This is a genomic window from Bradyrhizobium sp. HKCCYLRH3099, from assembly GCF_051167855.1.
Taxonomy (GTDB): domain Bacteria; phylum Pseudomonadota; class Alphaproteobacteria; order Rhizobiales; family Xanthobacteraceae; genus Bradyrhizobium.
The window spans coordinates 180,318-199,521 of record NZ_JBNPTW010000010.1 but is presented as its reverse complement, the minus strand read 5'-3'; the positions used below and the strand labels follow the sequence as shown (position 1 = coordinate 199,521).

Annotated in this window: 22 protein-coding genes; 15 read left to right on the top strand and 7 right to left on the bottom strand. The window is 66.4% G+C overall.

Features of this window, described 5'->3' with window-relative positions; genetic code table 11:
- Positions 1-53 precede the first annotated feature (53 nt).
- The 8 genes from ACQR1Y_RS20465 to ACQR1Y_RS20430 all read left to right on the top strand — a co-directional run bounded on the left by ACQR1Y_RS20465 (position 54) and on the right by ACQR1Y_RS20430 (position 5,534).
- Entirely contained in the window at positions 54-992 is a 939-nt protein-coding gene (locus ACQR1Y_RS20465; RefSeq protein ID WP_434856398.1) for a heme o synthase, read from the top strand.
- Positions 993-1,013: 21 nt separating this feature from the next.
- The gene (locus tag ACQR1Y_RS20460; RefSeq protein WP_434856397.1) at positions 1,014-1,190 is read left to right on the top strand and encodes a CoxF protein; all 177 of its coding nucleotides are present in this window, start codon (positions 1,014-1,016) and stop codon (positions 1,188-1,190) included.
- 9 nt (positions 1,191-1,199) lie between these two features.
- Positions 1,200-1,844 carry a cytochrome c oxidase assembly protein gene (locus ACQR1Y_RS20455; protein WP_434877845.1) on the top strand — a complete coding sequence of 215 codons (645 nt, stop codon included), beginning with the start codon at positions 1,200-1,202 and terminating at the stop codon, positions 1,842-1,844.
- 84 nt (positions 1,845-1,928) lie between these two features.
- Positions 1,929-2,786 (top strand): cytochrome c oxidase subunit 3, encoded by an 858-nt coding sequence (locus tag ACQR1Y_RS20450; RefSeq protein ID WP_434877846.1) that lies wholly within the window; start codon positions 1,929-1,931, stop codon positions 2,784-2,786.
- A 168-nt stretch (positions 2,787-2,954) separates the two neighbouring features.
- Complete coding sequence (locus tag ACQR1Y_RS20445) at positions 2,955-3,344, top strand: DUF983 domain-containing protein (protein WP_434856394.1); 390 nt, start codon at positions 2,955-2,957, stop codon at positions 3,342-3,344.
- Positions 3,345-3,768: 424 nt separating this feature from the next.
- A complete protein-coding gene (locus tag ACQR1Y_RS20440) occupies positions 3,769-4,530 on the top strand; it encodes an SURF1 family protein (RefSeq protein ID WP_434877847.1) in 762 nt (253 codons plus the stop codon).
- A 178-nt stretch (positions 4,531-4,708) separates the two neighbouring features.
- Entirely contained in the window at positions 4,709-5,176 is a 468-nt protein-coding gene (locus ACQR1Y_RS20435) for a MerR family transcriptional regulator (RefSeq protein ID WP_434877848.1), read from the top strand.
- Entirely contained in the window at positions 5,073-5,534 is a 462-nt protein-coding gene (locus ACQR1Y_RS20430; RefSeq protein ID WP_434877958.1) for a carboxymuconolactone decarboxylase family protein, read from the top strand. The genes ACQR1Y_RS20435 and ACQR1Y_RS20430 overlap by 104 nt, the downstream gene beginning before the upstream one ends.
- A 91-nt stretch (positions 5,535-5,625) precedes the next feature.
- Here ACQR1Y_RS20430 and ACQR1Y_RS20425 read toward each other — a convergent pair whose 3' ends face one another.
- Complete coding sequence (locus ACQR1Y_RS20425; protein WP_434877849.1) at positions 5,626-6,459, bottom strand: PhzF family phenazine biosynthesis protein; 834 nt, start codon at positions 6,457-6,459, stop codon at positions 5,626-5,628.
- A gap of 1,336 nt (positions 6,460-7,795) precedes the next feature.
- On the opposite strand from ACQR1Y_RS20425, the gene thrC reads away from it, so the two are divergent.
- From thrC to ACQR1Y_RS20405, 4 genes are all read left to right on the top strand, one after another.
- A complete protein-coding gene (gene thrC / locus ACQR1Y_RS20420) occupies positions 7,796-9,211 on the top strand; it encodes a threonine synthase (protein WP_434877850.1) in 1,416 nt (471 codons plus the stop codon).
- Positions 9,211-10,500, top strand: a complete 1,290-nt coding sequence (locus tag ACQR1Y_RS20415; protein ID WP_434877959.1) for a M16 family metallopeptidase — start codon at positions 9,211-9,213, stop codon at positions 10,498-10,500. Before thrC ends, ACQR1Y_RS20415 begins: the two co-directional genes overlap by 1 nt.
- Before the next feature lie 95 nt (positions 10,501-10,595).
- Positions 10,596-11,183: a GNAT family N-acetyltransferase gene (locus tag ACQR1Y_RS20410; RefSeq protein WP_434877851.1), complete on the top strand. Its 588-nt coding sequence runs from the start codon at positions 10,596-10,598 to the stop codon at positions 11,181-11,183.
- Positions 11,184-11,368: 185 nt separating this feature from the next.
- On the top strand, positions 11,369-11,980 hold the full coding sequence (locus ACQR1Y_RS20405; protein WP_434877960.1) for a hypothetical protein: 612 nt from the start codon (positions 11,369-11,371) through the stop codon (positions 11,978-11,980).
- A 104-nt stretch (positions 11,981-12,084) separates the two neighbouring features.
- Here ACQR1Y_RS20405 and ACQR1Y_RS20400 read toward each other — a convergent pair whose 3' ends face one another.
- The 5 genes from ACQR1Y_RS20400 to ACQR1Y_RS20380 all read right to left on the bottom strand — a co-directional run bounded on the left by ACQR1Y_RS20400 (position 12,085) and on the right by ACQR1Y_RS20380 (position 14,655).
- Positions 12,085-12,576, bottom strand: a complete 492-nt coding sequence (locus ACQR1Y_RS20400) for a F0F1 ATP synthase subunit B family protein (protein ID WP_434856387.1) — start codon at positions 12,574-12,576, stop codon at positions 12,085-12,087.
- Positions 12,576-13,151, bottom strand: a complete 576-nt coding sequence (locus tag ACQR1Y_RS20395) for a F0F1 ATP synthase subunit B family protein (protein ID WP_434877852.1) — start codon at positions 13,149-13,151, stop codon at positions 12,576-12,578. The genes ACQR1Y_RS20400 and ACQR1Y_RS20395 overlap by 1 nt, the downstream gene beginning before the upstream one ends.
- A 28-nt stretch (positions 13,152-13,179) precedes the next feature.
- Entirely contained in the window at positions 13,180-13,407 is a 228-nt protein-coding gene (locus ACQR1Y_RS20390; RefSeq protein ID WP_006615622.1) for a F0F1 ATP synthase subunit C, read from the bottom strand.
- Positions 13,408-13,445: 38 nt separating this feature from the next.
- Complete coding sequence (locus ACQR1Y_RS20385) at positions 13,446-14,189, bottom strand: F0F1 ATP synthase subunit A (RefSeq protein WP_434877853.1); 744 nt, start codon at positions 14,187-14,189, stop codon at positions 13,446-13,448.
- Between the two features lie 88 nt (positions 14,190-14,277).
- Positions 14,278-14,655 (bottom strand): AtpZ/AtpI family protein, encoded by a 378-nt coding sequence (locus ACQR1Y_RS20380; RefSeq protein WP_434877961.1) that lies wholly within the window; start codon positions 14,653-14,655, stop codon positions 14,278-14,280.
- A 476-nt stretch (positions 14,656-15,131) separates the two neighbouring features.
- Between ACQR1Y_RS20380 and ACQR1Y_RS20375 the strand changes: the two genes are divergently transcribed.
- Together ACQR1Y_RS20375 and ACQR1Y_RS20370 are read left to right on the top strand one after the other, a co-directional pair.
- Positions 15,132-15,716 carry a hypothetical protein gene (locus tag ACQR1Y_RS20375; RefSeq protein WP_434877854.1) on the top strand — a complete coding sequence of 195 codons (585 nt, stop codon included), beginning with the start codon at positions 15,132-15,134 and terminating at the stop codon, positions 15,714-15,716.
- Between the two features lie 24 nt (positions 15,717-15,740).
- Positions 15,741-16,208 carry a secondary thiamine-phosphate synthase enzyme YjbQ gene (locus ACQR1Y_RS20370; protein WP_434877855.1) on the top strand — a complete coding sequence of 156 codons (468 nt, stop codon included), beginning with the start codon at positions 15,741-15,743 and terminating at the stop codon, positions 16,206-16,208.
- A 111-nt stretch (positions 16,209-16,319) separates the two neighbouring features.
- Here ACQR1Y_RS20370 and ACQR1Y_RS20365 read toward each other — a convergent pair whose 3' ends face one another.
- Complete coding sequence (locus ACQR1Y_RS20365) at positions 16,320-17,990, bottom strand: MFS transporter (RefSeq protein ID WP_434856382.1); 1,671 nt, start codon at positions 17,988-17,990, stop codon at positions 16,320-16,322.
- A 385-nt stretch (positions 17,991-18,375) separates the two neighbouring features.
- Between ACQR1Y_RS20365 and ACQR1Y_RS20360 the strand changes: the two genes are divergently transcribed.
- On the top strand, positions 18,376-19,050 hold the full coding sequence (locus ACQR1Y_RS20360) for a response regulator (RefSeq protein ID WP_434877856.1): 675 nt from the start codon (positions 18,376-18,378) through the stop codon (positions 19,048-19,050).
- Positions 19,051-19,204 lie beyond the last annotated feature (154 nt).

Genomic DNA, 19,204 nt, shown 5'->3' with positions numbered 1-19,204 from the left:
CGACGTGCTGAAGCCTCTCGTTCAGCGCCTTTGAATTGAAGTCTGGATTCATCGTGTCGGTCATCGATCAGAACGCCATCGCCGTCGGCCCGCGGATTTCCGAGGCCGATGTCGGCGACTATCTCGCGCTCCTCAAGCCGCGGGTGATGTCGCTCGTGATCTTCACGGCGCTGATCGGCCTCCTGATCGCTCCCGGCCATTTCCATCCCGTGCTTGCGATCACCTCGCTGCTGTGCATCGCCGTCGGCGCGGGCGCCTCCGGCGCGTTGAACATGGCGCTGGAAGGCGACATCGACTCGCTGATGTCGCGCACCGCCAACCGCCCGATCCCGCGCGGGCGCGTCACCCGCCAGGAGGCGCTGGCCTTCGGCATCACCCTGTCGTTCTTCTCGGTGCTGACGCTCGGCATCCTCGTCAACTGGTTCGCCGGCGCGCTGCTCGCCTTCACGATCTTCTTCTACGTCGTGATCTACACGCTGTGGCTGAAGCGCTGGACCGCGCAGAACATCGTCATCGGCGGCGCCGCCGGCGCGCTGCCGCCGGTCGTGGCCTGGGCTGCGGCCACCGGCGGAATCGCGCCGGAGCCGCTCTGGCTGTTCCTGATCATCTTCTTCTGGACCCCGCCGCATTTCTGGGCCCTGGCGCTGTTCCGCACCGACGACTATGCCCGCGCCGGCGTGCCGATGCTCCCGGTGGTCGCAGGTCCCGACGCCACCCGGCTGCAGATCCTGCTCTACACCATCGTGCTGGTGGCGGTCGCCGCCGCGCCCTGGCCGCTCGGCTATTTCGATGCCGTCTACGGCGTCGTGTCGCTGGCGCTCGGCGCCGGCATGCTGTGGCTCGCCATCGAGGTGTTCCGCAAGCGTGAGCGCCTCACCTCGCTGCGCGCCAACCGCAAGCTGTTCGCCTTCTCGATCCTGTATCTGTTCGCGCTGTTCGCGACGCTCGGCCTCGAGGCGATCGCGCGCATGATCGCACCGCTGATCTGGTGAGGGAGCGCGGGGCAGGAAAGCATGGCGACCGCGATGGCAGATCCGAATGAGCCCGAGGGCATCGTCCTCACCGAGGCGCAGCTGCGCAGCCGCCGCCGCCGCTCGATCGCCATTGCGCTCGCGCTCGGCGTGCTCGTGGTGCTGTTCTTCGCCGTCACCATGGTGAAGGGCCCGATCGTGCTGAAACGGCCGATGTAGAGGTTCGCGATGGACACGACCGACCAGGGCCAATCGACCAACGCGCCGGCCGCACCGGCATCGGCGCCGCGCGGCATCGGCCGCGACGCGCTGGTCGGCGGCATCTGCGGCGCGGTCGTGGTGCTGATGGTCGGCGCCTCCTATGCGGCCGTGCCGTTCTACAACTGGTTCTGCCGCGCCACCGGCTTCAACGGCACCACCCAGGTCGCGACCTCGGCGCCATCTTCCGCGCCGCTGGCGCGCCGCATCAGCGTGCGCTTCGACGCCAATGTCGCCGGCGGGCTGCCCTGGAAATTCGAGCCGGAGAAGACCGAGATCGAGGTCGCGATCGGCGAGGTGGTGACGGTGTACTACACCGTCACCAACCAGGCGGCGCGCACCACCATGGCGCAGGCCGCCTACAACGTGACGCCGCTGACCTCGGGCGCCTATTTCCAGAAGATCAACTGCTTCTGCTTCACTGAGCAGACCATGGCGCCGGGCGAGACCCGCGAGATGCCGGTCGTGTTCTACGTCGATCCGGCGATCACGGCCGACCACGAGAACGATTCGCTGAAGACGATCACGCTGTCCTACACTTTCTATCCCGTCCGCGATGCCGCGCCGAAGCCGGTCGCCGCGGGCGAGCCGGACAAGCCGCGGGGCAACCTATGACCACGCGGCTGTCCGATATCCGGGGACCAATTTTGAACGACTGCGTGCCGGGGCGACCGGCATCGATCTGGGGAGAGACTTGCCATGGCTGAGGCGCACGCCAAGCATCACGACTACCATCTGGTTGATCCGAGCCCGTGGCCGTTCGTCGGCTCGGTGTCGGCCTTCATCATGGCGTTCGGCGCGATCGCCTGGATGCACAAGATGTTCGGCGCCGCGCCGATCGTGTTCGGTATCGGCACCATCGGCGTGCTCTACACCATGGCGAGCTGGTGGGGCGACGTCATCAAGGAAGCCCAGTACAAGGGCGACCACACCCGCGTCGTTCAGCTGCATCACCGCTACGGCATGATCCTGTTCATCGCCTCCGAGGTGATGTTCTTCGTCGCCTGGTTCTGGGCTTATTTCAACGTCGCGCTGTTCCCGAATTTCGAGGTGCAGGCTACCCGCGACGCGCTGATCGGCGGCGTCTGGCCGCCGAAGGGCATCGAGACCTTTGACCCCTGGCACCTGCCGCTGCTCAACACGCTGATCCTGCTGACCTCGGGCACCACCGTGACCTGGGCCCACCACGCGCTGTTGGAAGGCGACCGCAAGGGCCTGAAATACGGCCTGATCCTCACGGTGCTGCTGGGCGTGACCTTCACCTGCGTGCAAGCATACGAGTACAGCCACGCGACGTTCTCGTTCGCCGGCCACATCTACGGCGCGACCTTCTTCATGGCGACCGGCTTCCATGGCTTCCACGTCCTGGTCGGCACGATCTTCCTGATCGTCTGCCTGATCCGCGCCTATGCCGGTCACTTCACGCCCAAGCAGCATCTCGGCTTCGAGTTCGCCGCCTGGTACTGGCACTTCGTCGACGTGGTGTGGCTGTTCCTGTTCCTCTGCATCTACGTCTGGGGCCACGGCGCCGAGTCGATGGCGCACGGCGCGCACTGACGCGAACGGCGCATCGGTTACGCCGAACGTGATATGGAAGGGCGGCCGTCGGGCCGCCCTTTTCGTTGGGCGGCTCCCGCCGCTTGATCCAAAAGTGATCCGCGTTCGCGGCCGCCGGCTGTATCACCGAGAGGCGCGCCGCGTCCGCCACCCCTGGGGCAAGACACCATGACCGCTCATCCTCCCGTCACCTTGGCCCAGACCATCCTGCGCGGCCTCGCCTGCCGCTGCCCGCGCTGCGGCCAGGGCAAGCTGTTCGACGGCTTCCTCAACCTGCGCAAGCGTTGCGAGGTCTGCGACCTCGACAACGCCTTCATCGACACCGGCGACGGTCCGGCGATCTTCATCATGATGCTGGCCGGCGCCATCGTGGTCGGTGCCGCCCTGATCGTCGAGGTGAAGTACCAGCCGCCGTTCTGGGTGCATGCCGCGCTGTGGGGCCCGCTGATCCTGGTGACGACCCTGCTGCCGCTGCGCGCAATGAAATCGCTGCTGATCGCCCTGCAATTCCACCACAAGGCCGCCCCCGGCCGCCTGGTGGATAAGACCCCGCAATGAGGCAGCACTTGCGCGTTCGAGCCGACCATCCGCGCCGCGCCGACGGTGCACCCCTCTCCCCCTTTCGGGGAGGGGTCGGGGGTGGGGGGCGCTCAGCAAAGACTGCCGCTGGGGCCACCCCCCTCCCCAGCCCTCCCCCACAAGGGGGGAGGGAGCGCACTGTCTGCCGGGTGAGAGCAGACGGCCTTCTCACGCGCCTAAGCGTCTTCCTGTTTGACTCGTTCGCCCCCCGTGAATGGGACTGCGGCCGTCGCCGCGGGCCCGCTCCGCTCCCTCCCCCCTTGTGGGGGAGGGCTGGGGAGGGGGGTAACCCCAACGGCAGTCGTTGCTGGGCCACCCCCACCCCCAACCCCTCCCCGCAAGGGGGAGGGGAGCGCACCGTCCGTGCCGGGAGAGCCTCGACAAACTCGCGGACGGCTCCGCAATGACGAGTGCGACGAGCCGCAAGACTTCCTCCCGCGCCTTCGCCGCGTTCACCGTCCTGATGGTCGCGCTGTTCATTGGCCTTGGCGTCTGGCAGCTTCAGCGCCGTGCCGCCAAGCACGCGCTGATCGCAGCCCTCACCGAACGCGTCGTCGCCTCGCCCGCACCGCTGCCGCCGCCAAGCGAGTGGCCCACGCTGACGCCCGAGCGCGACGAATTCCGGCGCGTCAACTTCATCGCGACTTACGCCAAGCTCCCCGACGCCATGGTCTACAGCGCCGGCTCCGCCGTGCGCGAGGACGTCTCCGGCCCCGGCACGTGGGCCTTCCTGCCGGCCCGCCTCGCGTCCGGCGAAACCATCGTGATCGACGCCGGCTTCGTCGCCAACACCATGCAGGAACGCAGCATCCAGGACCGCCAGGTCGGCAAGCTCGTCACCGGCGCGCCGGTGACGCTGACCGGCTACCTGCGCTTCCCCGAAGCCGCCGGCCTGCTGACCGCCGCCGAAAATCGCGACAAGCGCCTGTGGTTCACCCGCGACCACCTCGCCATGGCCCGCGCGCTCGGCTGGGGCGAGGTCGCGCCGTTCTACATCGATCTTGAATCGCCCGTGCCGGACAACGGCATTCCCAAGCCCGGCCCGCTGTCGCCGCACCTGCGCGACGAGCACATGCAATATGCCATCACCTGGTTCTCGCTTGCCGCCGCGCTGATCGCCGCCTTCGCGATCTGGGCCAGGGGACGGCGCAGGGCCGATCGATGACCCCCGTAGCCCGCATGAGCGAAGCGACATGCGGGATCACCTCGACCGCCTTGCTGGTCCCCGCATGTCGCTACGCTCATGCGGGCTACGCTACGATCGCGCCGGCAAAACGCCGCTTGACTTAGAGTGCGCTCGAACCCGTAGCCTGTCGGGCGTCGTGAATGGAGATCGAGCGCGCATGAAGATCGGCGAACTGGCCAGGCAGTCGGGGCTGACCGCCCACACGATCCGCTACTACGAGCGGATCGGACTGCTGCCCAGGGCCGATCGCGATCATGCCCGCCAGCGGGACTACGACGCATCGATCCTGACCTGGATCGAATTCCTCGGCCGTCTCAAGGCCACGGGAATGCCGATCCGGGACATGCTCCGTTATGCGGAGTTGCGCGCGGGCGGCGCCGCCACCGAGCCGGAGCGACGCCGGCTGCTGGAGCGGCATCGCGAGGCGGTTCGGGCGCAGGTCGCCACGTTGCAGGATTGCCTTCTCGTTCTCGACGGCAAGATCGCCGGCTATGCCGGCAGCAGCGAGAGGACTGATGAGCATGACGCAATCCATCCCGAACCGATCCGCAACCGCGAGCACGACGTCCTCCAGCGCCGACACCGATCAGGACCGGCTGGCGCGCGGCCGGCGCGCGCTCGATAGGATCGACGGCGAGGCCGGGCACAACGTGATCGCCGCGCTCGCCGACATCGCGCCTGACTTCGCCACCTACGTGATCGAGTTTCCGTTCGGCGACATCTATTCGCGCCCCGGTCTCGATCTGCGCAGCCGCGAGATCGCGACCATCGCGGCCCTGACCGCGCTCGGCAATGCCAGCCCGCAATTGAAGGTGCATATTCACGCCGGCCTCAATGTCGGCCTCAGCCGCGACGAGATCACCGAGGTGATCATGCAGATGGCGGTCTATGCCGGCTTTCCCGCCGCGCTCAACGGGCTGTTCGCGGCCAAGGCGGTGTTCGCGGAGGCCGATGCGAAGGCGAGTGAGGCCGCATCGATCTGAGCGACGACCGCGGAGCTCGTAGCCCGCATGAGCGAAGCGAGATGCGGGACCAATGCCGACCCAGCATCGCTGCAGCCCAAGCGGGCGACCGCTACGCCTCGATCGCCCGTACGCTGCCGGCCACCTTCACCGGCGCACCTGCCGGTCCGTCCAGGTCGACCTGCAGCCCGCACGGCACGCCCATGTCCTCGCCTTGGCGGATCATGATCGGCCCCTGCGCCGGCCAGGCCAGCTCGCGCAGATGGCCGGCGAGTGCCGCGGCGGCAGCGCCCGTCGCGGGATCCTCATAGACGCCGCCGAACGGGAACGGATTGCGGGCGTGGATGAGTTGCGGCGTCTCGACATGGATGAGGGCAAAGGTGCAGAAGCGCTCGCGTTGCGCCAGCGCCTGACCGCGGCTGAAATCATAACTCATCGCAGCGAGGCGGCCGCGCTGGCGCAGCGCGATCACCGGGTGATCCATGCCGGCGTGGGCCAGGACCGGCGGAATCCGCGGATCGAGATCGTCATGCGTCAGGCCGAACAGCGCCAGGATCTCCTCGACCGCCAGCGCGGAGAGCGCGCGCGTGCGCGTCGGCGGCGAGCTGAACGCCGCGCTCCATTCCGTTGCCGAATGCACGCCTTCAACGGTGATCTCGGCATGGTTGAGCTGCAACGCAAAACGGCCGGAGCCCTGCTGCCGGGCCAGCGCCGCGCCCAGCGCAATGGTCGCATGGCCGCAGAAATCCACCTCGGCCTCGGGTGCGAAATAGCGCACCCGCCATGTGTCTCCATCAGGCGCCGCGAACGCCGTCTCGGAATAGCCGATCTCCGCCGCCATCGCCTGCATCACGGCAGCTTCGGGCAAGGAGTCGCCGATGACGACGCCGGCCGGATTGCCGCCGCGTGAGCCGTCGGTGAAGGCTGCGATACGCTGGATGATCATGACGGGACTCGCGCTCGATCGTTGTCTCGGAATGCTAGGCGGCCGGAGCCCGCAAGTGAAGAGGGGCCGCGGACCGGTCGCCGCGCGGCTCCGCTTCACCTCGTCGAAAACGCGTGCTCCCATCACAGCGTGACTTGACCGTGCGGATGGTGGTTATGGACGACACCGAAAGCCGGCAGACTGGGCCGGCCCACAAAGCGTGCCGGCCTGATCTCGTCGGACCTGAGTCGCCCGACGGGCAGTCAGGACCGCCGCCGACGGTCACACGAACTGATAAGTTCGGCTGCGCGTGAAATCTGTTTTTCTCAGCGAATCCAGAGCGGTCAACGTATTCAGCCCGGCTCGCTTGAGAATTTCACTTTCATATTTTCCGAAATCGTGGTTGTATCGCTGCGTCCCGCCTCGTTGCGAGGGGCGTACGCGTCGTCACGGACGTGAGGTGGGATGCGATGGACGGGCGGGCAGCAACTGACGAGTGCGGCCTGAACGGACGGCGAAGTCGCGTGGTCCTGACACCCCGACGCTGGTGTCCTGCGGGAGCGCTTAGGCGCTGTCGCTCACGGTGGCCAGAAAGCCCGGTGCACCGAGGAGAGCGCGTATAAGACGTAACCCATCGCGCAGGGAAGGCCGGGTCGCTCTGGCTGAACCTGTGGTTCCTGCCCCGTGCATTCTTGTTCGCACGGGGGCCGCGGGTGCCAGCCGGCATCCGGTCTTCCCTGCGCCCTCTGCTTCATGGAGGGAGGAGTTTCCGCACAGCTCGGGCGCAATCGCGTTGCGAGACCGCAGCCACACGCTCGGTCGTCATTCCGGGGCGGGCCGCGCAGCGGCACGAGCCCGGAATCCATACTCCCGGTCGTGGTTATGGATTCCGGGCTCGCGCTTCGCGCGCCCCGGAATGACGAAGGGGAGAGATCGTGACGATGTCCTATCATTCGCTTGTTCGTTCGAAGTGCCCGGCTTGACGCCACCGGCACCCTCGGCATCCCGCGCGCTGGCGGTGATCCTGTCCCCGCGGCGGCGCGGTCGATCATCGGCGGCGCGGCCCAATGGGTCGCCCGGTCAAGCAGGGCGATGACAGCGGTGGGGAGGCGAGATCGGGCATCGAAGTGCATGACGGGAGGGCAGGGGCGGAGGACGGTCGCCTGACGTTGTCCCACCCAAGCCATGCGCCCCGTAACCCCGCTGTAACCCGCCGTCGTGACCATTCCCGGCCCAACAACCGGTTTCGCAGCCTCCCCAAAACCATTATGGTGCCGGACCATGTTGCCGCCAGGCGGTTCCGATATCGAGTTCAATCAACAGGTTATGGCCTGGTGACACAGGTCAGGAGAGCGGTTTGACGCGCTATGTTTCGACCCGCGGGGAGGCCCCCGCGCTCACCTTCTGCGACGTGATGCTGACCGGGCTCGCCCGCGACGGCGGCCTGTACGTGCCCGAGACCTGGCCGCAGCTGTCGGCGGAGACCATCGCGGGATTCTTCGGCCGGCCCTATTGGGAGGTCGCGGTCGAGGTCATCAAGCCGTTCGTCGCCGGCGAGATTTCTGACGCCGAGCTCGGCCGCATGGCCAACGAAGCCTACGCCACGTTCCGCCATCCTGCGGTGGTGCCGCTCGACCAGATCGCCCCGCACCAGTTCGTGCTCGAGCTGTTCCACGGCCCGACCCTGGCGTTCAAGGACGTCGCGATGCAGCTGATCTCGCGGCTGATGGACCACGTGCTGGCCAAGCGCGGCGAGCGCACCACGATCGTGGTCGCGACCTCCGGCGACACAGGCGGCGCCGCGGTCGAGGCCTTCGCCGGCCGGGATAATGCCGATCTCATCGTGCTGTTCCCGAACGGCCGCATCTCCGAGGTGCAGCGCCGCATGATGACGACGTCAGGCGCGTCGAACGTGCATGCGCTGGCGATCGAAGGCCATTTCGACGACTGCCAGGCGATCGTGAAGGGCCTGTTCAACAATCACGGCTTCCGCGACTCCGTTTCGCTGTCCGGCGTCAACTCGATCAACTGGGCCCGTGTCGTCGCCCAGGTCGTCTATTACTTCACGTCAGCGGTCGCCGTCGGCGCGCCGCATCGCGCCGTCGACTTCACCGTGCCCACCGGCAATTTCGGCGACATCTTCGCTGGCTACGTCGCCAAGCGCATGGGGCTGCCGGTGCGCACGCTCCGCGTGGCCACCAACGTCAACGATATCCTCGCCCGCACGCTGGCCACCGGGATCTACGAGGTGCGCGAGGTGCATGAGACGACCACGCCGTCGATGGACATCCAGGTGTCGTCGAACTTCGAGCGGCTGTTGTTCGAGGCCGGCGGCCGCGACGCTGGCACCGTGCGGCGGCTGATGGAGGGTCTGAAGCAGTCCGGCCGCTTCGTGCTTCCCGATGCGATGCTGGCGGCGATCCGCGCCGATTTCGATGCCGGTCGTGCCGACGAGACCGAGACGGCGGCGGCGATTCGCGCTGCCTTCCGCGAGGCCGGCGATCTCGTCGATCCGCACACCGCGGTCGCGCTCGCCGTGGCCGATCGCGACGGTACGGATCTGTCCGTCCCGAACATCGTTCTTGCAACGGCGCATCCCGCCAAGTTCCCCGACGCGGTGGAGGCCGCCTGCGGACAGCGTCCGCATCTGCCGGTCTGGCTGGAGGGGCTGATGAGCAAGCGCGAGGATTCAAGGATCATGCGGAACGATCAGGCCGAGGTGGAGAAATTCATCCGCTCGGTCAGCCGGGCCGCCAAGCAGGGAATCGCATGATGGGCGTGGAAGTCACCAAGCTGCCGACGGGGCTGACGGTCGTCACCGACACGATGCCGCATCTGGAGACGGCGGCGCTCGGCGTCTGGGCCGGGGTCGGCGGCCGCGACGAGAAGCCGGATGAGCACGGGATCTCGCATCTCCTCGAACACATGGCGTTCAAGGGCACCACGACCCGCAGCGCGCGCGAGATCGTCGAGGCGATCGAGGCGGTCGGCGGCGACCTCAATGCCGGCACCTCGACCGAGACCACCGCCTACTACGCCCGCGTGCTGAAGGCCGACGTGCCGCTGGCGCTCGATGTGCTCTCCGACATTCTCGCCAATCCGTCCTTCGTGCCGGAGGAACTGGAGCGCGAGAAGAACGTGATCGTGCAGGAGATCGGCGCGGCACAGGATACGCCCGACGACGTCGTGTTCGAGCATCTCAACGAGCTCTGCTTCCCCGACCAGCCGATGGGCCGCTCGCTGCTCGGCACCGCCAAGACGCTCGAGGCCTTCGATCGCGACAAGCTGCATGGCTATCTGTCGACGCATTATCGCGGCCCCGACATGGTCGTCGCCGCCGCCGGCGCCGTCGATCATCAGCGCGTGGTCGAGGACGTGACCAGGCGTTTCGCCAGCTTCAATGGCGGTCCCGCGCCGAAGCCGCAGCCGGCTTCGTTCGGCAAGGGCGGTTCGCGCGTCGTGCACCGCGACCTCGAGCAGGCGCATCTGACGCTGGCGCTGGAGGGCGTGCCGCAGGCCGATCCGTCGCTGTTCTCGCTGCAGGTGTTCACCAACATCCTCGGCGGCGGCATGTCGTCCCGGCTGTTCCAGGAGGTGCGCGAGAACCGCGGGCTCTGCTACTCGGTCTACACGTTCCACGCGCCCTACAGCGACACCGGCTTCTTCGGCCTCTACACCGGCACCGATCCGGCCGACGCGCCGGAAATGATGGAGGTCGTGGTCGACATCATCGGCAATGCGGTGGAGACGCTGAGCGAGGCCGAGGTCGCCCGCGCCAAGGCGCAGATGAAGGCCGGGCTTCTGATGGCGCTGGAAAGCTGCAGCGCCCGCGCCGAACAGCTCGCGCGTCACATCCTCGCCTATGGCCGGCCGCAGACCCTGCAGGAGATGGTCGCCAAGATCGAGGCCGTGAGCGTTGAAAGCACCCGCGATGCCGCGCGTGCGCTCCTCGCACGCAGCAAGCCGGCCGTGGTTGCGCTCGGGACCGGCAGGGGTCTGGACACGGCGGTGAGTTTCGCCGAAGGTCTCACCGGGCCGAAGTCGAAGGCCCAACTGCATTGAGCATGGGTCCTCACACGCAAAGCATCGGGCGGGTCGTCCCCGCCGGGCGCTGCGACGGTGGATTCGGGAGCTGAAACGCAGGGGGAGCATCACCGATGGCCCTGTTCCGTCTACCGTCCAGTGGACCGGCTGCGCTCGCTCCGCGCGGCAACGGCCTGCTGGTGCGTTCGCCGCAGATGGCCGATTACGCGCAATGGGCGCGGCTGCGCGAGATCAGCCGCGAATATCTGACGCCGTGGGAGCCGATCTGGCCGTCCGACGACCTGACGCGCTCCGGCTTCCGCCGCCGGCTTCGCCGTTATGCCGAGGACATCTCGGCCGACCGCTCCTATCCGTTCATCGTCTTCCGCGAGCAGGATGGCGCCATGCTGGGCGGCATCACGCTGGCCAATGTCCGCCGCGGCATCGTCCAGGCCGGCACCATCGGCTATTGGATGGGGCAGCCGCATGCCCATCGCGGCTACATGACCACGGCGCTCAAGCTGCTGCTGCCGACCTTGTTCGGCGAGCTCAATCTGCACCGGGTCGAGGCCGCCTGCATTCCGACCAATACGCCCTCCATCCGTGTGCTCGAGAAGTGCGGTTTCACCCGGGAAGGGCTGGCGCGGCGCTATCTCTGCATCAACGGGGTCTGGCAGGACCACTACCTCTATGGCCTGCTGCAGGAGGATTTCAGGGGCTGAATTGTGATCGGGCGGGCGTCGGGAGGTCGCGGATCGGGGCTGGTCCGGCGCTCTGAAATGGGTATAGACGGCCAGTGCGGCTGCCCCATGTTCCGCCAGGATCGCCAGTGCGCGTGGGGGGCCGGACGACCGAGATGCCGGGGACTTCGAGAATGCGACAGACATGTGTGATTCGGGTTGGGACATTGGCCGCCGTGCTGCTGGCCCTGGGCGCGACGGGCGCCGCGCCGCCGGCCGCGGCGCAATCGCTGACCGACCGGTTCAAGAGCCTGTTCGGCGGCGGTTCGGATGACAAGGGCCAGTCCAATCTGCCGGCCAGCGGCGGGCCGCCGGACGATCCCACGGATGGGCTGACCTGCCCTCCTGTGAACATCCGCGCGGGAGCTTCGACCTACTCGGTGGCCGCGCCCGGCAAGCAGGCGGTCGGCAATGACGTCAGATTTCAGGCGTCGATCACCAAGACCGCGCGCGAGTGCAACCTCAACGGCGCCGAGATCATCGGCAAGATCGGCATCCAGGGGCGGGTCGTAGCCGGCCCGGCCGGCGCGCCCGCGACGGTCGATATCCCCATGCGCATCGCGGTGGTGCAGGGCGGCATCGGCGAGAAGGTGATCGCCACCAAGGCCTACCGGACCACGGTGCAGATGACCGCCGACGGCAGCGTGCCGTTCACGATCGTGGCCGAGGACATGGTCTACCCGGTGCCGCCGCCCGGCTCCAACGCCGACAATTACGTCTTCTACATCGGCTTCGATCCGCAGGCGCTGGCGCCGGAGCGCGGCAAGAAGCGGAAGTGATGACCTCCGCGGGTGCGGGGGCGACGGCGGAGAGAGGCTTGGAAAGCAAAAGGCCGGTGCGGGGCACCGGCCTTTTGAAAGATGTTGGATGTTCGGGGCGCCGCTCAGTTCAGCTTGCGGCTGACTTCGGCGATGCCCTTGGCGACGAGGTCCTCGCCGAGAGCGCCCTTGACCGATTGCGACAGCACGGTCGCGGCGGCCTGGACGGCGGCGTCGGCCGCGGCGGCCCGGACATCGGCCAGAGCCTGAGCCTCTGCGAGGGCGATCTTGCTCTCGGCGGCCTTGGTGCGACGGGCGACGAAGTCTTCCATCTTGGCCTTGGCGTCCGCCGCGATGCGCTCGGCTTCCGCCTTGGCGCTCGTGACGATCTCCTCGGCCTCACGCTCGGCGCTGGCGCGGCGGGTCTTGTAGTCGGCGAGCACCTTGGCCGCCTCGTCCTTGAGCCGCTTGGCCTCGTCCAGCTCGTTCTTGATGCGCTCGGCACGGTGATCGAGCGCCTTCAGGACCATGCGGTGGACGCCGAGATAGGCGAACAGGCCCATCAGGATCACGAAAGCGATCGCAACCCAGGTTTCCGGATCAGCGAGCAAATGCATCAGGCTGTTCCCTTCAACGATGCATCGACCGCAGCTTCCACCGTCTTGGCCGCGGGGGCCCTGCCGGTGAGCTGCTGCACGATCGCACTGGCGGCATCCGAGGCGATACCACGGACATTGCTCATTGCGGTCGCACGGGTCGTGGCGATGGACGTCTCGGCCGCCGCGAGCTTGGCCGCGAGGCTGTCTTCCAGCGCCTTGCGCTCGGCATCCGAGGAGGCCGCGAGCTTGTCGCGGGTCTCGGCACCGATCGCCTGGGCGCGGGCACGAGCCGTCGCCAGCTCGGTCTCATACGCCTTCATTGCGGCTTCGGATTCATCCTTCAGCCGCTGCGCTTCGGCCAGGTCGCCGTCGATCGCTTTCTGGCGGGCGTCGATGACAGCCCCGACCTTCGGAAGCGCCACACGCGAGACGATCACGTACAGCGCCACGAAGGCGATCACCAGAGAGACGATCTGGGAGGGAAAGGTTTCCTTCGAGAACGGAGGAAACCCATGTCCGCCATCGGCCTCGGTATGGGCGCTTGCGCCGCCCTTGGCCGCGCCGCCCTTGGCCTCACCATGACTTTCAGCCACGGGCTTCTCCTGTCCGGCTCAGGCCGTCTTAGACGGCGTACAGCAGGAGCAGGGCGATCAGCAGCGAGAAGATGCCGAGCGCTTCGGTCACCGCGAAGCCGAAAATCAGGTTGCCGAACTGGCCCTGGGCGGCCGACGGATTGCGCAGAGCAGCCGACAGGTAGTTGCCGAAGATGATGCCGATGCCGGCACCCGCGCCACCCATGCCGATGCAGGCAATGCCCGCGCCAATGTACTTCGCTGCGACCGGATCCATGACGAACTCCTTTGAGAGGTTAGGTAGAGAGGGCCGGATCAGTGGCCCGGATGGATAGCATCGTTGAGATAGATGCAGGTGAGGATCGTGAAGACGTAGGCCTGGAGGAACGCGACCATCAGCTCGAGGCCGGTCAGGGCGACCGTGAGGCCGAGCGGCAGCAGCGCGCCGACCTTGCCGACGAAGCCGAGCGCGCCGAGCATGGTCACGAAGCTCGCGAACACCTTCAAGGTGACGTGGCCGGCCAGCATGTTGGCGAACAGACGGACGCTGTGCGAGATCGGGCGGGAGAAGAAGGAGATGATTTCGATCACGACCACCAGCGGCAGAATCACCGCGGGGATGCCGGAGGGCACGAACAGCTTAAAGAACTTAAGGCCGTTCTTGTAGAAGCCGTAGATGATGACCGTCAGGAACACCAGGAGCGCCAGCGAGAAGGTGACGATGATGTGGCTGGCGACGGTGAAGGTGTAGGGGATGATGCCGACGATGTTCGAGACGAAGATGAACATGAACAGCGAGAACACCAGCGGGAAGAACGTCATGCCGTGCGAGCCGGCGCTGGTTCTGATGGTGTTGGCCACGAACTCGTAGGACAGCTCGACCATCGACTGGAACCGGCCCGGGACGAGCGCGCGTCCGGCGGCCATCATCATGACGGCGATGAGCACGACCGCGAGCAGCATGTACGCGGACGAATTGGTGAAGGCGATCTCCTGATTGCCGATGTGGCCGATCGTGAAGATCTTGTTGAGCTGGAATTGATGGATCGGATCGATCATCCGCGTGGCGTCTCAGTTGTTCACCGGCCACGCCGGCGCTTTGCAATTCACTCGTTGGTCTTCCGCCCTGAGGTCTTCCGCACGGATCTCATTGGCGGGGCCTGTCGGGGGCGACGCCTGCAGATCTGACCACGTTCAACACGCCGGCGGCGAAGCCGAGCAGGAAAAACACGATAAATCCGAAGGGCGATGTCGACAGCAAGCGGTCGAAGCCCCAGCCAAGCACCGCGCCGACGAGGACACCGGCGATCAACTCGGAGGACAGTCGCAGGCCACGCGCCATGGCCGAAGCCCGGGCTGCAGTGTCACCGCCGCTGTTTCCAGGTTGATCAGCCCCTACCTTTCGGCCGTCGCGAAATTCGGACAACCGTTGGTCGAGACTTCCGAGCCTTGCGGAAAGCGCAACCTCATCGGGCGACTTGTCGCGATCTCCGTGTCCGCTGCGCTCGCTCGTGCCATCCGCCATGTGCTTGTCCGCCATGTGTGGAGACCCGAGCCGTTGCTGCGAGTTTCAGGAAATAGCGCCCCATCGCCCTTTAAAGCCGCGCGGACCATACTGACCGCATCCCCCCAAGTCAAGATTGCGTGTTGAACTGTTAGATGCCTGAATTTGCTCGTTTTCTCGGCTTTTTCGTCAGATCGGGCCGACGTGTCACCGCGCCGCATCAACAGTGTTCTGTGCAGTTGCAATGCTGCTCCGATCGGCGCGGTCACCACCGCGCCGGCGCGACGCGCGCGCATGACGTTGGTTCCGGGCCTGCGCCGCCTGCACCACCCGCCGCCGCGTTGAAATCCGCATGCGTCACGCCTACGTCGGGAACGGCGGTTCGGCCTGTGGCAGCTCATCGCACGGAGCGGAATGTCATGGCGTCGACACAATGCAGGCGTGCATGGCCGCCGTCCTGAATCGCGCGTCGTGGCGCCTTGGAGGCTCGGCCAGTCATGAATCTCATGCAACCCTATCGGCAGCCTCTCCTGGTTCCCTTGGTCCTCTTCTTGGTCCTTTTGGCGTTCGGTGGCCTGGGCGGGCCCGCATCGGCCGATGACGCCGCGCCAGACGGCGACAAGGGCCGCTACACGATGTCGACGACGCCCGACGGCGTGGTCCGGCTCGACACCCGGACCGGCGCGGTCTCGACCTGCAACAACAATTCCGGCTCCGGCTGGGCTTGCTACGCCGTCCCCGACGAACGCGCGGCGCTGGATGCCGAGATCGGTCGGCTGCAGGCGGAGAATGAGAAGCTGAAGGCTCAACTCGCCTCGCGCGACCAGAGCATCTCCGGCAAGATCGACGAGCCGCTGCCGAAGGACCAGGCGCTGCCCAAGTCGGATCAGTTGAAGAAGGCCGAGCCCAAAGCGTCGGATCCCAAATCGGATTCCAAGTCTGCCGATGGAACGCGCAAGCTCGAGATCCCGTTGCCGAGCGACCAGGACATGGACCGCATGATGGGTTTTCTGGAGCAGGCCTGGCGCCGGCTGCTCGACATGGCCAACCGGGTGCAGAAGGACGTCTCGGGCAGGATCTGAGCTTGGACAGGTGAGGCGAAACGTATGGCTGCAGGATCGATCACGCGGGCGACGCCGTCGCGCGTCGCCATCAACAGCGTCGTGACATCGAGCTTGATAGTGCAGACCGCCGGCCGCGGCTTCACCGACCTCACGCGCGACGTCCAGGCCTTCCTGCGCGAGATCGTTGCGGCCGAAGGCGCAGTCACGGTCTTCATCCGCCACACGTCGGCGTCGCTGACAATCCAGGAGAACGCCGATCCGACCGTGCTGCGCGATCTCACCACCGCGCTGTCGCGGCTCGCGCCGGAGGATGCCGGCTGGGTGCATGACACCGAAGGCCCCGACGACATGCCCGCCCACGTCAAGACGATGCTGAGCTCGGTGTCGCTGCAGGTGCCGGTGCGGAACGGCCGGACGCTGCTCGGCACCTGGCAGGCGATCTATCTGATCGAGCATCGCGCGCGGCCGCACGCCCGCGAGGTGGTGCTGCAGTTCATCGGCGCGGTCTGACCTCAAAAGAGAAAACCCCTCGGCTGAAATGCGGAACGGCCGCGGAGCGATCCGCGGCCGTTCATTCGACTGAGAAAGCGAGGCGAGCGGGGATGCCGCTCGCCTGACTGATTACTTCGCCTGGATGTCGACGTCCTTGGTCTCCGGCAGGAACAGGAAGCCGACCACCGCCGTGATCACCGCGAACGTGATCGGGTACCACAGGCCGGCATAGATATCGCCCGTCGAGGCCACGATCGCGAAGGCGGTGGCCGGCAGCAGGCCGCCGAACCAGCCGTTGCCGATGTGATAGGGCAGCGACATTGAGGTGTAGCGGATCTTGGTCGGGAACAGTTCGACCAGCATCGCCGCGATCGGGCCGTAGACCATGGTGACGAAGATCACCAGGATCAGCAGCAGGCCGATGATCGCTGCGACCTGCGGACGGAAGATGTCGAACGGATGCGCCATCTTCACGATCGCCGGGTTGCCCGCCTTCGGATAGCCGGCCTCGCCGATCGCCGCGGTGAGCGCCGGGTTACCCGTCTTGGCGTCGGTGTAGGGCACTTCCTTGCCGTTGAAGGTGACCTTCACGCCGGAGCCGGCCGGGCCAGGAACGGTCGAGTACTTGACCGAGGACTGGGCGAGGAAGGCGCGGGCGGTGTCGCAAGGCGCAGTGAAGACGCGGGTGCCGACCGGGTTGAACAGGTCGCCGCAACCAGCGGGATCGGCCACCACTTCCACCTTCGTCGCCTCGATCGCCTTCTCCAGCGCCGGGTTGGCGTTGGTGGTGATCATCTTGAAGATCGGGAAGAAGGTGAGCGCCGCGATCAGGCAGCCGCCCATGATGATCGGCTTGCGGCCGATCTTGTCCGACAGCACGCCGAAGAAGACGAAGAAGCCGGTGCCGAGCAGCAGCGACCAGGCGATCAGCAGGTTGGCGGTGTAGCCGTCGACCTTCAGGATCGATTGCAGGAAGAACAGCGCGTAGAACTGCCCGGTGTACCAGACCACGCCCTGGCCCATGGTGCCGCCGATCAGGGCCAGCAGCACGATCTTGGCATTGCTCCAGTTGGCGAAGGACTCCGTCAGCGGCGCCTTCGAGCTCTTGCCCTCTTCCTTCATCTTCTGGAACACCGGCGACTCGTTCAGGCGCAGACGGATCCAGACGGAGATGCCGAGCAGCAGCACGGACACCAGGAACGGCACGCGCCAGCCCCATTTGGCGAAGTCCGCCTCGCCGATGATTGTGCGGGTGGCCAGGATGACCAGCAGCGACAGGAACAGGCCCATCGTCGCGGTGGTCTGAATGAACGATGTGTAGTAGCCGCGCTTGCCCATCGGAGCGTGCTCGGCGACGTAGGTCGCGGCGCCGCCATATTCACCGCCGAGCGCGAGGCCCTGCAGCAGGCGCAGACCGATCAGGATCACCGGCGCCGCGAAGCCGATGGTCTCGGCGTTCGGCAGGATGCCGACGACGAAGGTCGACAAGCCCATGATCAGGATGGTGACGAGGAAGGTGTATTTGCGGCCGACGATGTCGCCGATGCGGCCGAACACGATGGCGCCGAACGGGCGGACCAGGAAGCCGGCGGCGAAGGCCAGCAGGGCGAAGATGTCGCGGGTGGCCGGCGGATAGGCGGAGAAGAACTGCGCGCCGATGATCGAGGCCAGGGACCCGTACAGGTAGAAGTCGTACCACTCGAAGACAGTACCGAGCGAGGAAGCCAGAATGACGAAGCGTTCGTCCTTCGTCATGCCTCCCGTTCTCGCTGGTGTGGCGACCATTGTTGACATTGGCATTCGCTCCCCAAGATCGTTGTGATGATGGCTTCGTCTCCGCATGCCGGACTTGGACGGCTGACGTCGCGGAGGCCTTACGCCTTCAGTAACATTGCAGTGAAACCCGCCCCAATACGACTTTCGGCCCTGCCTGCGGCGCGCGATCGGAAAGATGGGGACATTGCGGCGGATCAAGTTCGTTGTGCGGTCGCCATGCTAGTGATGTTGCGTTGCACAAGGCGTGGATTAACTGCCTTCTCCGCAAGTGGAATTGCATGCTTGCATGCAACCGGTGGCCGGGCGAGTATTTCCGCAAGAGGTCGGCGAGCGTGCAGATGCAGCATGGCGTCGCCAGCGAGAAATCAGGTCAGGATTGTTCAAGTCAGGATTGGTTAAGTCAGGATTCATGGCGGCTGCCACCACCCATCTCGTCATTGCCGATGATCATCCGCTGTTCCGCAACGCGCTGCGGCAAGCCGTCGCGAGCGTGCTCAGCGAGGCCGTGATCGACGAGGCCGGCTCGTTCGAGGACCTGACCGCGCTGCTGGAGAAGGATTCCGAGGTCGACCTCGTCCTGCTCGACCTGACGATGCCCGGCATCTCCGGCTTTTCCGGCCTGATCTACCTGCGCGCGCAATATCCGGCGATTCCGGTGGTGATCGTGTCGGCCAGCGACGACGGCGCGACGATCCGGCGCTCGCTCGATTTCGGCGCCTCCGGCTTCATTCCGAAGCGCTTCGGCGTCGACGTCCTGCGCGACGCCATCATGAAGGTGATGGACGGCGACGTCTGGCTGCCGCCGGACACCGACCTCGCGGCCGGCGCCGATCCGGAGATGACGAAGCTGCGCGACCGTCTGGTCACCCTGACGCCGCAGCAGGTGCGCGTGCTGATGATGCTGTCGCAGGGGCTGCTCAACAAGCAGATCGCCTATGAGCTCGGCGTCTCCGAGGCGACCATCAAGGCGCATGTCTCGGCCATCCTGCAGAAGCTCGGCGTCGAGAGCCGCACGCAGGCGGTGATTGCGGCCGCGAAGATCGCGGGAAGTGCCTGGCGGCAGGATGTCCCGACCGGGAAGTGAGGGGCTGATCGTCTCAATAAGCACGCTGGGCATGACCATCTGCAGCGCCGCACTTCGCGCTAAAATCCTCATGGTGAGGAGCGCCGCACGCATCTTGACGTATGACGAGACTGCCTCTGGCGCGGCGCGTCTCGAACCATGAGGCCCGACCGAG

Bases quoted from the DNA above. Each gene is read 5' to 3' on its own strand.
- ACQR1Y_RS20460 (WP_434856397.1), top strand. From the start codon at position 1,014: ATGGCGACCGCGATGGCAGATCCGAATGAGCCCGAGGGCATCGTCCTC.
- ACQR1Y_RS20455 (WP_434877845.1), top strand. From the start codon at position 1,200: ATGGACACGACCGACCAGGGCCAATCGACCAACGCGCCGGCCGCACCG.
- ACQR1Y_RS20450 (WP_434877846.1), top strand. From the start codon at position 1,929: ATGGCTGAGGCGCACGCCAAGCATCACGACTACCATCTGGTTGATCCG.
- ACQR1Y_RS20445 (WP_434856394.1), top strand. From the start codon at position 2,955: ATGACCGCTCATCCTCCCGTCACCTTGGCCCAGACCATCCTGCGCGGC.
- ACQR1Y_RS20440 (WP_434877847.1), top strand. From the start codon at position 3,769: ATGACGAGTGCGACGAGCCGCAAGACTTCCTCCCGCGCCTTCGCCGCG.
- ACQR1Y_RS20435 (WP_434877848.1), top strand. From the start codon at position 4,709: ATGAAGATCGGCGAACTGGCCAGGCAGTCGGGGCTGACCGCCCACACG.
- ACQR1Y_RS20430 (WP_434877958.1), top strand. From the start codon at position 5,073: ATGACGCAATCCATCCCGAACCGATCCGCAACCGCGAGCACGACGTCC.
- ACQR1Y_RS20425 (WP_434877849.1), bottom strand. From the start codon at position 6,459: ATGATCATCCAGCGTATCGCAGCCTTCACCGACGGCTCACGCGGCGGC.
- ACQR1Y_RS20415 (WP_434877959.1), top strand. From the start codon at position 9,211: ATGGGCGTGGAAGTCACCAAGCTGCCGACGGGGCTGACGGTCGTCACC.
- ACQR1Y_RS20410 (WP_434877851.1), top strand. From the start codon at position 10,596: ATGGCCCTGTTCCGTCTACCGTCCAGTGGACCGGCTGCGCTCGCTCCG.
- ACQR1Y_RS20400 (WP_434856387.1), bottom strand. From the start codon at position 12,576: ATGCATTTGCTCGCTGATCCGGAAACCTGGGTTGCGATCGCTTTCGTG.
- ACQR1Y_RS20390 (WP_006615622.1), bottom strand. From the start codon at position 13,407: ATGGATCCGGTCGCAGCGAAGTACATTGGCGCGGGCATTGCCTGCATC.
- ACQR1Y_RS20385 (WP_434877853.1), bottom strand. From the start codon at position 14,189: ATGATCGATCCGATCCATCAATTCCAGCTCAACAAGATCTTCACGATC.
- ACQR1Y_RS20380 (WP_434877961.1), bottom strand. From the start codon at position 14,655: ATGGCGGATGGCACGAGCGAGCGCAGCGGACACGGAGATCGCGACAAG.
- ACQR1Y_RS20375 (WP_434877854.1), top strand. From the start codon at position 15,132: ATGAATCTCATGCAACCCTATCGGCAGCCTCTCCTGGTTCCCTTGGTC.
- ACQR1Y_RS20370 (WP_434877855.1), top strand. From the start codon at position 15,741: ATGGCTGCAGGATCGATCACGCGGGCGACGCCGTCGCGCGTCGCCATC.
- ACQR1Y_RS20365 (WP_434856382.1), bottom strand. From the start codon at position 17,990: ATGCCAATGTCAACAATGGTCGCCACACCAGCGAGAACGGGAGGCATG.
- ACQR1Y_RS20360 (WP_434877856.1), top strand. From the start codon at position 18,376: ATGGCGGCTGCCACCACCCATCTCGTCATTGCCGATGATCATCCGCTG.